At 41.7% G+C, this 12034-nt stretch carries 10 protein-coding genes and 1 tRNA gene; 4 read left to right on the plus strand and 7 right to left on the minus strand.

The genetic code is table 11. The features are described from left to right. From rlmN to G6053_RS29355, 5 genes are all read right to left on the minus strand, one after another. Positions 1–1068 carry a 23S rRNA (adenine(2503)-C(2))-methyltransferase RlmN gene (rlmN, locus tag G6053_RS29335; protein ID WP_181390595.1) on the minus strand — a complete coding sequence of 356 codons (1068 nt, stop codon included), beginning with the start codon at positions 1066–1068 and terminating at the stop codon, positions 1–3. A 108-nt stretch (positions 1069–1176) separates the two neighbouring features. Then, a complete protein-coding gene (locus tag G6053_RS29340; protein WP_108634623.1) occupies positions 1177–1758 on the minus strand; it encodes a tRNA-(ms[2]io[6]A)-hydroxylase in 582 nt (193 codons plus the stop codon). A 71-nt stretch (positions 1759–1829) separates the two neighbouring features. Next, positions 1830–2870: an Atu2307/SP_0267 family LLM class monooxygenase gene (locus G6053_RS29345; RefSeq protein ID WP_165309380.1), complete on the minus strand. Its 1041-nt coding sequence runs from the start codon at positions 2868–2870 to the stop codon at positions 1830–1832. Between the two features lie 75 nt (positions 2871–2945). Then, entirely contained in the window at positions 2946–3614 is a 669-nt protein-coding gene (locus G6053_RS29350) for an AcvB/VirJ family lysyl-phosphatidylglycerol hydrolase (protein WP_108634621.1), read from the minus strand. Between the two features lie 39 nt (positions 3615–3653). Further along, positions 3654–6248: a phosphatidylglycerol lysyltransferase domain-containing protein gene (locus G6053_RS29355; RefSeq protein WP_165309381.1), complete on the minus strand. Its 2595-nt coding sequence runs from the start codon at positions 6246–6248 to the stop codon at positions 3654–3656. Between the two features lie 122 nt (positions 6249–6370). Here G6053_RS29355 and G6053_RS29360 point away from each other — a divergent pair, with 122 nt between their 5' ends. Next, positions 6371–7609: a glycosyltransferase gene (locus tag G6053_RS29360; protein WP_165309382.1), complete on the plus strand. Its 1239-nt coding sequence runs from the start codon at positions 6371–6373 to the stop codon at positions 7607–7609. Position 7610: 1 nt separating this feature from the next. Here the strand turns inward: G6053_RS29360 and G6053_RS29365 are convergent, their stop codons facing one another. Both G6053_RS29365 and dcd read right to left on the minus strand, forming a co-directional pair. After that, positions 7611–8720, minus strand: a complete 1110-nt coding sequence (locus tag G6053_RS29365) for an MBL fold metallo-hydrolase (RefSeq protein ID WP_108634618.1) — start codon at positions 8718–8720, stop codon at positions 7611–7613. Continuing rightward, positions 8721–9257, minus strand: coding sequence for a dCTP deaminase (gene dcd, locus G6053_RS29370; protein ID WP_108634617.1), 537 nt, complete (start codon positions 9255–9257; stop codon positions 8721–8723). It abuts the gene before it with no gap. Positions 9258–9521: 264 nt separating this feature from the next. On the opposite strand from dcd, the gene G6053_RS29375 reads away from it, so the two are divergent. The 3 genes from G6053_RS29375 (at position 9522) to G6053_RS29385 (ending at position 11964) form a co-directional block, all read left to right on the plus strand. After that, positions 9522–10163: a 4'-phosphopantetheinyl transferase superfamily protein gene (locus G6053_RS29375; RefSeq protein WP_165309383.1), complete on the plus strand. Its 642-nt coding sequence runs from the start codon at positions 9522–9524 to the stop codon at positions 10161–10163. Positions 10164–10273: 110 nt separating this feature from the next. Continuing rightward, positions 10274–10345: transfer RNA gene (locus G6053_RS29380), tRNA-Glu, on the plus strand. Positions 10346–10653: 308 nt separating this feature from the next. Continuing rightward, positions 10654–11964 carry a site-specific integrase gene (locus G6053_RS29385; RefSeq protein WP_165309384.1) on the plus strand — a complete coding sequence of 437 codons (1311 nt, stop codon included), beginning with the start codon at positions 10654–10656 and terminating at the stop codon, positions 11962–11964. The last annotated feature ends 70 nt before the right edge of the window (positions 11965–12034 follow it).

Raw genomic sequence — 12034 nt, forward strand, 5'->3', positions numbered from 1 at the left:
CTAAGCCTCAGCAGTCTCTTTATCCTTGTCTTTTATGGCCAATTGTCCGCAAGCTGCGTCAATATCCTTTCCTCGGCTTCGTCTTACATTGGTGATGATTCCCTGGCTTTTTAGGTAATTCGCGAATACGTCTATCTTGTCAGCTTCGGCATTCAGGAAGTCGGCCAGAGCAATTGGGTTGTATTCAATCAAATTTACTTTACAGGGGACATGCTTACAGAATTTAGCAAGCTCCTTGGCGTCTTCCAACTCGTCATTGAAATTATTGAATACAATATATTCAAATGTTATCGGACTCTTTGTCTTCGCATAAAAGTATTTTAGCGCTTCAGCTAATGCGGCTAAAGAGTTCTGCTCATTGATTGGCATAATCTCATTACGCTTTTTATCATTTGCCGCATGTAGTGAAAGAGCGAGGTTAAACCGTACCTGATCGTCTCCTAGTTTCTTGATCATTTTCGCAATACCGGCTGTTGACACAGTGATTCGTTTCGCAGCCATATTAAGGCCATCCGGAGCGGTGATCCGTTCAACAGACTTCATCATATTGGCGTAATTCAATAGCGGCTCGCCCATGCCCATATAGACAATATTTGTCAAAGGCTGACCATAGTTCTCTTCAGCCTGCTTACTGATAAGTACCACTTGGTCATAAATTTCATCTGCATTAAGATTACGTTTTCGATCCATGTAACCTGTTGCACAAAATTTACAGGTCAGGCTACAGCCCACCTGCGAACTCACGCAGGCAGTCATACGCTCAGGTGCCGGAATTAATACACCCTCTATGATATTACCGTCATAGAGCCTAAAGCTGCTTTTAATAGTTTTGTCCGAGCTGATTTGTGACTCTTTAACTTTGACTGCATTAATCGTAAAATTTTCCTTCAGCTTTTCACGCAGGGCCTTACTCAAATTACTCATTTGATCAAAATCTGTACAAGATTTTTCCCATATCCATTCATAAATCTGCTTTGCACGAAAGCCCTGTTCACCCAACGCGGTCAGTTGATCTTTGATCTGACTCAAAGACAAACTCCTGATATCTATTATTTTACTTTTTTCGATCACGGTACAAAGATAAGAATAATTAAGTGACAAAAAATCCCGTTCTAAAGAAAATAGAACGGGACAACTGTTATGTATGTGTTTTAAAATAGGTAGATTCGCTATCCTTTAGCCATGTATGGCTTCTTTATTTCCGTAAGACTGGATCAGTTTACCTTCAAAGTCCAACCACTCTTTCCAGCGTTTTTCCACATCGACATCTACGGAATATTTCCTTGCAAAATTAAGGAAAGTTGTATAGTGGTTCGCTTCGGAAACCATCAGATCGTAATAAAACTGAGCAAGCTCCTTGTCTTGGATATTTTGAGACAAGACCCTAAACCGCTCACAACTACGTGCTTCAATCATTGCAGCAAATAATAGTCTATCGATAAACGCCATATTCCGGCTACCGTCCTTTTTGGAAAATTTCATCAACTGACCTACATAGTCATCTTTCCGCTCGCGACCCAATGTATAGCCCCGTTCTTTGATGATGTCAATAACCATTTTGAAATGCTCCATCTCTTCAATGGCTATGGCTGTCAATTCATGAACCAAATCCTCGTGCTCTGAGTTGTTTGTGATCAAGGATATTGCATTTGAAGCTGCCTTTTGTTCACACCACGCATGATCTGTCAAAATCTCTTCCAAATTCCCCTCTGCGATATTAGCCCATCGCGGATCTGTCAACAACTTAAGTCCAAGCATCTTACTATCTAAAATAATTTATTGGCAAAGGTAGGCAATATCTCTGCTTAAAAAAAATGATAATGTGTTCTTTAGCTATCTTTATTGAGTACTGCTCTAATTTTAGGCGCTATTTTTTCACCGTAAATTTCAATTGACCGCAACATCTCTTTATGTCCCGGAGCACCAACGTCCATATGCGCCGAAAAACGCGTCAATCCAAATTTTTCATGAATTGCCAAAATTTTGTCAACGGCATATTCAGCATCCCCAACAATAAGATGCCCCCTTGAAGACCTGCCAAAATCATATTGTGTCCGCTGATAAGGTGGCCATCCGCGGCTAGCTCCGACACGATCCATCTGTGCCGAGTAGATGGGATAATAGTAATCTGCAATCTGCCTGCTATTATCCCCAAAAAAGGCGTGCATATGCACCCCGACCTGAAATTTTGACATATCGTGTCCATTATCTTCATACGCCTGGCGATACATTTCAAACAAATGGTCGAAACTTTCATACATCCCTCCAATAATTGCGAACATGACCGGCAAACCGAGTTTTCCGGCACGAATAACAGATGATGTAGTACCACCTACTGCAACCCAGATCGGCAAAGATCCGTTCTTTGGACGTGGAAAAATTTCCTGGTTGATCAAAGGAGCCCTAAAATTTCCGCGCCAGGTAACCGGATTTTGTTTATTCAACCGGAGTAATAATTCCAATTTCTCTTCAAACAGATCTGAATAATCCTTTAGGTCATATCCAAAGAGCGGAAATGACTCAATAAATGACCCTCTGCCCGCCATCAGCTCTGCCCGACCATCAGACAAGAGATCAACTGTCGCAAAATCCTGATATAGTTTGACGGGGTCCGCCGAACTCAATACGGAAACAGCACTGCCCAGCTTGATGTCCTTTGTCACCGTAGCCGCAGCAGCCAATATGATCTCCGGGGCAGCAACAGCATAATCTGCCCGATGATGTTCACCGATACCAAAGAAATCCAGTCCAACCTGATCCATCAGTTTGATTTCCTCAATAATTTCTTTCATTCTATCCTGTGGCGCCTGAATCTGACCTGTAGCGGGATCTATCCTGGAGTCACCAAACATTCCTATTCCTAATTCCATGTGTCTTCTCTATTTAAAACTAATTCAAAAATAGCGGCTCCATTTCGTAATTTATTTGATCTAGGATAAGAAATATCAAAAAAGAGATAATGTTGTTTTAACGACCTGCTCCGCATTGCCGCTAAAGTGATGTCCACCCGAAAGATATTTCTTATTAAAGTTTTTTAATGTAATCTTTTTTACCGGAAATTCGGCCTCATCATCTCCTAACACCACACTTGTTTTGACACCTTCTATCCGGTTTATCTCAGCAACTACATCAAGGCTCCGCTTGGTGCTGCTTCTACCCAAAATATCGGCAATATGTATCTCCAGATCGGTCGATACCGATGGTTCCAGTAACACAATGCTACGTACATTTTTCTTTATTAAGGGATCGATACGGTTTATGATAAAAGGTACCGCATCTGCTCCAAACGAATATCCCACAATAAAAAGCTGGTGATTCTGTCGAGACAACATCAGATTTTTGAGTGTATTTGACATATCCGCAGCGATATCCTTAGGTGTTTTTTTCTTCCAAAAATAGCTCTTGGAATCAATCGCAGCCACAGCATATCCAGCATCGGCAATTAACCGACAGATCTTATTCGAAAAAGAATTGAAACCACCATCTCCACTCAAATAAAGGACCAGGGGCAATACCGTTTTGTTGTTCCAATATTTCATCTCGATCAAACGTTGTTGGGCGAGGGCATGAAATGCCATGCAACCAATGATAAATAAAACGGTCAACTTCTTCATAGGATCAGTATTACTCGCCGAATAACGCTCAAGATGATACTAATCATTCGGTTTCATTACTTTAACTAGCGCAACCGGAAGCTGTATCAGATCAAAATCATGATCAAAGATAAGGTATTTGTTTTCCCAAAAAGTCGCATACTTCGCTTTAAAATCACGTAAGCTGTGATAATGTTTAAAATTCCCAAGTCGCGTTGACGCAAATTTCATAATCTTTTCTGCGGGGCTCTCTGTTGCTTCCAGCCCCGTCATCGGAACCATTCCCAGATTCAGGTAACTATATTTTAGCGCTTTTGCATAACTGATCATCTCTACAATCAACGCATCCATGCTCCCGCCGGGTGCTTCCATTGATTTTCGGATCATATCATAAGTGCATTCATCTTTGGCATAATCGGGAATGACGTTCAAGAACGCGACGATTTTACCGTTCCCATTTTTAAGCACAATAATATCCTGTTCGATCAGTTCTGCGGTATTGAACATTCCCTGAGAAAAAACCATTTCTTTTTTATCAAATTCTCTTAGCCATTCGTCCGAAATAGCCCGAAGTTCATCAAGGACTGCTGCATGCTGTGGAGCCTTCAGCACTGCGGTTGTAAATCCCTTTTTCTGGATTGCATTCAGTCCATTGCGCAATGATTTACGCTCTTTTCCTTCGAGCGTAAATGTTTCCAGTTCCAAAACAGCTTCTTGCCCAATGGTGATCTTCTGCTTACGAAGCGATGAGAAATGAACCAGGCTGTTTTCATCGACCCGATAATAAATCGCTTTTAATCCATTGGCATAACAATAACGATCGAACTCCTCGACAAGCTCTTCTTTATCCCCCTGTTCACAAACCGGCTCATCCAATACTATGGCAAACTCATTTGCCAATCTATAGGCGGTAAACCCTTCGGAAATCTCAGAGAAAAAAAGATATTTGTCTTTCCCGAGTTTGAAAAAATCCATGGGAGACTGTCCGAATTCATCCAGTAGCTGTTGCGCCCGTTCACGTTCGGATTTACTAGAATCTTCATCTGCGATCAGGCGTGGCCGGGCGAGCGCATAGATCAGAAGGAACCAGCAAAAAATCCCCAGGACCTGCGTAATGCGTAAGAATTCCTGCCCAAAATTGGTATGTGGCATCAGATCGTCATCGGCGAACAACAAAAAGCTCTTTGCGGTATGATAAATGGATTGCCGCCAAGTAAATTCAACTCCAAAATGTTGCTTATCGATAAAATAGAAGCTCAATACATCAAATAAACAGACCCCGACCAATGCAACGACGAATGTTACAAACCCGATCCTCACCCAGCGAATATTGCTTTTAATTGGGTATTGCTTATAACTGATGCCCAAAAAAACGAGCGTCATTAAGGCCACCGATGCCTCTTCATAGTCCAACGCTTTAAACACATGCCCAAATAACGACAGCGCACTAAAAATAACAGCGATCCAAAAGGCTACACGAAAACCTTTGATCAAATAAGCCGACGTAACCAACAAACCTACTCCTAGAACAAAAACCATAAACTTAGATGCATGGATCGCTTCAAGGGGTAAATAAAACCGATCTAGCTTCATGCGATCGGCCAAAGGCGGTGTCAGCACCGACACAATATTGACCATGCCCAAGAAGAAGATCAGCAGTGCTGGCCCTACACGCGCCAAAAGCTGTCTACCCCGCCAAGCGAAAGCGATTAACCCTAACAATAGTGGCAACCAAAACTCAAATACACGATAAAGAATGGTTATTCCCAAGCCTTCTGCCTGACCGTAGCCATAGGCCTTGAAGATATACAGCATCGTTAATTCCACGGCCCCTAAACCTCTTAAAAAAGGTGACACAATCATTAAAACCACTGAAACGGTATAGGCGATAGCCGCTGCTTCAAAGGAATGATCCAAGTCCAGCGCATACATGCTAACAAAAGCATGGGCTATCCCACAGCATTCAACAACCATAGACGCCAACACGGTACCCAGAAGATATTTCATTTTTACTTCCCCGGAAAATATCTCGTCTATATTGGAGGCAACAGCAGGAAATTTTAGTTCTACCCAACGGTAAATTCCTTTGTGTGTACGGAAAGACCATACGAGCCAGAATACAATAGCGAGCAGTATACCCAAAATTAACAGTGAAATCCAGGCATCACCAAAATTTTTATTATCCCAAATTGTATACAATATGACGGGGACACCAATCATAAAGACGGTTAACAGTCCCACATACCCATACAGCGCGCCAGCCTGATGAATCTGTGTCGTATTCAGATTCCGCTTTCGCAACTGAGTAGTTGTATAAGCGAGGGAACTAATGCCGCCCGCAGGAAGAAATACACTGAGCAGATTTCTTTTTAGGAATAGATCTATGGCAATTTTCAAATTGATCGAGAGACCAATGGCTTTGAAACTCTGCACATACATCACACCTTGCAATAGGACATAGAGCAGGGTTATACAGATGCCGACCGACACCCAGGTTAGATCTGCCGCTTTTAACTGCGGAATAATGGCGGCGAGTTCTTTCCTTTCATTTCTAAAAAAAACGAAAGCCAATAAAATAACCAAAACAGCTATTAGTTCCTTCCAATAGGTTTTTGGTGAAAAACGTCTAATGCGTTGAACAATAGTCTTGCCCATATTATCGTTTATTGTCTAATAACCGTACCGTATAATAAACACGAAATAAAGCTAATCGTTTCAAAATGACAAATTGTTAAGTTTTCATCAATTCTTTTGACATTAATCAGTAATTTTCACCCATGAAAGAGAAAAGGGTATTGTTCATCGGGCTGGTTTGGCCAGAACCAACATCATCAGCCGCCGGATTTCGGATGATGCAACTGATCGAGACATTCCTGGATCGTTCTTATCAAATAACCTTTGCTTCTGCAGCGGCCAAATCTCCCTATAGTGCACCATTAAAGTCGCGAGGTATTACCGAACAAGCTATTGTGCTCAATAGTGATAGTTTTGACGAATTTATTGCATGGTTACAACCCGATATTGTTGTATTCGACAGGTTCATGGTCGAGGAACAATATGGCTGGAGAGTGGCTCAACAGTGTCCCGATGCACTTCGGGTGCTCGACACCGAGGACCTCCATTTCTTACGACAGGCACGGCAAACCTGCGTCAAAAATAAAGACGATTTTTCCTTTCAGGAATTGTTTACAGACACGGCAAAGCGGGAGATTGCCTCCATATTGCGTTGTGATCTATCATTAATTATCTCGGAGTCTGAAATGAAAATCCTGACGGAAGTGTTTCGGATTTCGCCTGATATTCTATACTATCTCCCTTTTCTGGAAGATGAAATTACGGTCGACCAGACGAATGCATGGAAGTCATTTGAAGAACGAGGAAATCTGCTATTTATCGGCAACTTCATCCATGAACCCAACTGGCATACCGTGCAATACCTAAAGACAACGATTTGGCCAGTTCTTCGTAAAATGCTCCCTAAAGTAGAGCTACATATCTATGGGGCATATCCGACACAGAAAGTACTTCAGTTACATAATCCCAAAGAGAATTTTCATATCAAAGGAAGAACAGATTCTGCAAAGGACACCATGTCCAACTACAGACTATTGATTGCGCCGATTCAATTTGGGGCCGGAGTGAAAGGCAAATTTATCGACGCCATGCATACCGGTACCCCTACCGTCACGACATCGATTGGCGCTGAGGCGATGAAGGGCAATCTATCCTGGAATGGTTTTATTGAAGATGAACCCGAAGCTTTCTGCCAAAAAACCATGGCGCTTTATAACGACAAAGTCGCCTGGGCAACAGCGCAGTCCAATGGTATCCGTATCATCAACGAACGCTACGAGAAACGCAAATATCAAGCGGACTTTATGACCAATCTATCCTTACTTAAGGTACAGCTGGACAAACATCGGCAACACAATTTTATTAGCCAGATCCTCCTACATCACACTGTACAGAGCACAAAATATATGTCACTGTGGATTGCTGAAAAGAACAAGGTATAATTTAATTGACTTCCCGCCACCAGGGAGCATATATTGTATCCAGTTTGTCCAGATGCACCAGTTCCCCTATTTTCGGTGTAATGAGTTTACTGTTTTCTTTTTGGGCAATTTCATAAAACTTTTCCATTGGTTCTTTCCATCCATGCATTGCCAAGGCAAATTTTGACGAATGAACGGGCAAAGTGACTTTGGCTTGTAAGTCTCTGGTTTCAAGCCCCCATTCTTCGGGCAACGAATGGATATAATGCCAGGCATCATTATACTGCCCGTTCTCCAATATAGCCAGATCAAACGGGCCGAATCGATCCCCTATTGTCTTGAAATGCTTACCATAACCACTGTCACCACCTAAAAACAAATTGTATTTCGTTGTTTTCAGGACAAAGGAAGTCCAAAGGGTATTATTTCTTGTAAATCTACGGCCTGAAAAATGTCTTGCGGGGGTAAAAGTTACCTGAAAATCAGGCTGAAGAGTAACCTGATCATACCAATCGCCCTCGACAATCTGTTCTGGTTTATAACCCCAGGATTCAAAATGCGCCCCCACCCCTAAACCACAGATAACCCGACCGACTTTCTCCCGTAGTTTGGTTACAGTCTCATAATCGAGATGGTCATAGTGATCATGGGAAATAAAAAGGAAATCTATTTCAGGAAAGTCTGCCGCTGTATAATCCACGGCAATTTTAAAAGCCTTGTTACTTCCCGGTACGGGTGAAGCATTTTCACTGAATACGGGATCGACGAGCAATAGTTTGCCATCAATTTTCAGCAGATAAGAAGAGTGTCCAAACCAGACCAAAAGATCCTGTGCCGGCAGATTTTTCAGATCACATTTCACCGCCGGTAACACAACCAATGGCTTCAGCCCCGGCTTTTTATTGAAAAGAAAATCCCACATTAAAGAGACGATATTTACATCATTCTTTAGGGAGGGAGTCACTTCAAGATTATGAAATACGCCATCTCTGAAGTTTGGCGACTGTTTCATCCGCTCTAATCGGGCGCCTTTAAAGCTTCCGCCAAACATTGGATGAACAAAATAATAAAGCAATCCACTGATCACGATAATCAGCAGCATCCCTAAAATGATCCATCCAACGTTTTTCATTTAGAAACTATTCTTCCACATCATGGATTCGACAGGACGTATGGTCTTGCCATTATACTTTGCATTCCCCTTTGTATTGTAAAACGTCTCGATTTCGCCTTCTACAGCAAAATAAATCAGTTGACCGATTGGCATTCCAGCATAGACTCTGACGGGCTGTGCGACAGATATCTCCAAGGTCCACGTATTACAAAATCCCACATCCCCTTTACCAGCTGTTGCATGGATGTCAATTCCCAAACGGCCAGTACTCGATTTTCCTTCCAAAAAAGGAACATGTTTATGTGTTTCTGTATATTCCTGTGTTACACCCAAATACAAGGTATTAGGTTCCAATACAAAACCCTCCTCCGGTATTTCAAAATGATCAATTTCATTATGTTTTTTGGCATCCAGTACGCGGTCTGCATAGGTTGCCAAATATTTGCCCAAATGTACATCGTAGGAATTTGTTCCTAAACACTTACGGTCAAACGGTTGAATGACAATACTGCCATTTTCAATCTCTTCAAGAATTCTTTTATCCGATAAAATCATGTGTATCAAGATAGCAAGAGCATCAGGCCATGCTATATAAATTCAAAAATACGGTTCTCACACAAATTTTTACGCTATTTTTTATTTAAAGTACAGCTTTTATTGAGAATTGACTCTTTAAAGCTTCGACCAGCTCAGTTCGTTCATTTTGACGGGCGTACCAAAATCAGCTTTCCCCCTGCTGTCTGTATTCTACACGACGGTTTATCTAATCGCTCCTGATTGAACATGCGATAATTTGCAATTTGTTTTTTAAATTTGGGTATGAGTCTAGTGTATTTACGTGAAATAGATGGCCAAACCAAATTTGCCATTTGGCGGATTGAAGAATCCGATGATGATCTGTTATCCAAACTTCAGCTGGACGAGCGCGAGAAGGCTAAACTGGGTTCTTTTAATAAAGGTAAACGACGGTTACATTGGCTTGCTACACGCGTCTTACTGCGGACCCTTCTGAATACTTCGCGTTATATAGACTGCCCTTCCGATGCGAACGGTAAACCTTATTTAGCCAATTTTCCACAGAAGATATCACTTTCGCACTCCTTTGACTATGCCGCCGCAATGATAAGTACCGAGGGGGAGGTTGGGATCGACATGGAAATTATCAAAACAAAAGTTGAGCGGATCCAACATAAATTTCTCAAACCCGTTGAATTTGCTTTTATTACAGAGGACGATACACGATACGAGCAGTTGTATGCCTGTTGGTGTGCCAAAGAAGCCATCTATAAACTTCAGGGGAATGCGGGGGTCTCTTTCTTAAACAACATGACGATTCAGCCCTTCGACTACCAAAAGCAAGGTGTCTTAAAACTCGAACTGGACAGCAACCACCACAAGCAGACTTTTGACGTACATTATGAAAAATTCAATGAATATATGCTTGCATATGCTGTTGGCTAAGGTCGCTTAAAAAATAATTTTTCTCAATTTCAGCGAATTAGCGATATAAACGCACTTTTTTTTTGCGCTTATTGAAAAAGCTTCTATATTTGCAGCATCACAAAGGAAATGGCCCGTTCGTCTAGGGGTTAGGACGCAAGATTTTCATTCTTGAAACAGGGGTTCGATTCCCCTACGGGCTACACATCTAAAAGTCAAAACATACAAAAGCCTGCAAATTAAACGTTTGCAGGCTTTTTTGTTTTTCAGTATCTACAAAACTTACACGAATTACCAAGAAAAAAGTGAGTCATTCAGTGAGTCATTTTCTCCGACATGGCTACTCACTGAAACATGTTTAATATTTTGATTATCAGCTTATTCAAAGATTAAACATCTTGATCCGTTTTAGTTGCAAGGCTAATTTTGCATCGCTGAAATTTGTTTTTCAGTGGTGATGCAGAGCTCGCCGCAAAGGCGGCTCGGTTTGTTTCACTTAAATGATGTTGTCATGAGTACAAATTATTCCTTGCTCTTCTATCTGAAGAAACCCAAAAATTATGTTAACGGTCCCAAACCGATCTACATGCGGATTACCGTAGATGGTATCCCAAAAGAAGTCTCCACTGGACGGGAATGTGATCCGTCGAAATGGAACTCCAAAGCTAACCGTATGAAAGGCACAACAGAAGTTGTCAAAACCATGAACAGTTACCTTGATACCCTAGTCAGCAAAGTAGGTACGATCCATACGGCCATGACGGCTGCCGCAGAGGAAATTACAGCAGAATCCATCAAACTAAGGTATCAGGGAAAGGATATTAAGCGAAAGCAATTCCTTGATGTATTTAGGGAACACAATATGCAGATGGAAGCATTGCTCGGCAATGGATTCAAGCCCAATACGCTCAAAGGGTATAAGACCTCTTTATTGCATATTTGTGGATACCTTGAGAAAGAATACAGGTCGCAGGATATTGACACAAGAAAGATTGACCATGCTTTTGTCGCAGGGTATGAGTTCTTTTTGCGTGCCACGATGAGCTGTTCTGCCGTGTCGGCAGCAAAATACATGAAGCACCTTCGCAAGATCATCAAGATCTGTATTGCGCATAGATGGATAACGGACGATCCATTTACCTTTTATAAGATCAAGGCGAAAGCTAAAGAAAAAGAATTTTTAACCGATGCGGAACTTCGGAGGATAGAGGGGAAATTATTCAAGATACCAAGACTTGCACATGTCCGTGATATCTTTGTCTTTTGTTGTTACACTGGACTTTCCTATGCAGACGTGAGGAAACTTAAATGGACCGATATTGCTGAGGGAGTGGATGGAAAACTCTGGATCTTCACAAGCAGGGAGAAAACCGAAACATCATCAAATATTCCGCTATTGCCCAAGGCTCTTGAAGTCATTGAACGGTATCGTACCTATCCACCATGTGTGGCAAAGGATATGGCACTTCCTGTGCTGAGTAATCAGAAAATGAATAGCTATCTCAAGGAAATTGCAGACCTATGTGAGATCACCAAAGAACTGACCTTTCACAAATCACGCCATACGTTCGCCACTTCTGTGACACTTGCCAATAGTGTTCCTATTGAAACAGTTTCAAAGATGCTTGGACATACGGATATCAAAACCACACAGCATTATGCGAAGTTATTGGATAACAGGGTTGCCGTGGATATGGAAAGACTGGAAAGAAAAATCGAGAATAAACCGGCCTCTGCAAATCAAGCTAAAATCGCGGAGCGATGTACCCCTCAGGCATTTACTTTTATAAAGACAGACCATAACGGGAGAAATATTGCTTAATAACAAAAGGAAGCGGTACATCGTGTATCGCTTCCATATTAAATAAAAAATATGTTATCCTTCCTCAGTA

Origin of the sequence: Sphingobacterium sp. DR205, assembly GCF_011064245.1 — a bacterium.
Lineage (GTDB): Bacteria > Bacteroidota > Bacteroidia > Sphingobacteriales > Sphingobacteriaceae > Sphingobacterium > Sphingobacterium athyrii.

What these genes read in the sequence shown, in the direction of transcription:
- G6053_RS29340 (WP_108634623.1), bottom strand. Translation starts at nt 1,758, where the DNA reads ATGCTTGGACTTAAGTTGTTGACAGATCCGCGATGGGCTAATATCGCA.
- G6053_RS29345 (WP_165309380.1), bottom strand. Translation starts at nt 2,870, where the DNA reads ATGGAATTAGGAATAGGAATGTTTGGTGACTCCAGGATAGATCCCGCT.
- G6053_RS29350 (WP_108634621.1), bottom strand. Translation starts at nt 3,614, where the DNA reads ATGAAGAAGTTGACCGTTTTATTTATCATTGGTTGCATGGCATTTCAT.
- G6053_RS29355 (WP_165309381.1), bottom strand. Translation starts at nt 6,248, where the DNA reads ATGGGCAAGACTATTGTTCAACGCATTAGACGTTTTTCACCAAAAACC.
- G6053_RS29360 (WP_165309382.1), top strand. Translation starts at nt 6,371, where the DNA reads ATGAAAGAGAAAAGGGTATTGTTCATCGGGCTGGTTTGGCCAGAACCA.
- G6053_RS29365 (WP_108634618.1), bottom strand. Translation starts at nt 8,720, where the DNA reads ATGAAAAACGTTGGATGGATCATTTTAGGGATGCTGCTGATTATCGTG.
- dcd (WP_108634617.1), bottom strand. Translation starts at nt 9,257, where the DNA reads ATGATTTTATCGGATAAAAGAATTCTTGAAGAGATTGAAAATGGCAGT.
- G6053_RS29375 (WP_165309383.1), top strand. Translation starts at nt 9,522, where the DNA reads ATGAGTCTAGTGTATTTACGTGAAATAGATGGCCAAACCAAATTTGCC.
- G6053_RS29385 (WP_165309384.1), top strand. Translation starts at nt 10,654, where the DNA reads ATGAGTACAAATTATTCCTTGCTCTTCTATCTGAAGAAACCCAAAAAT.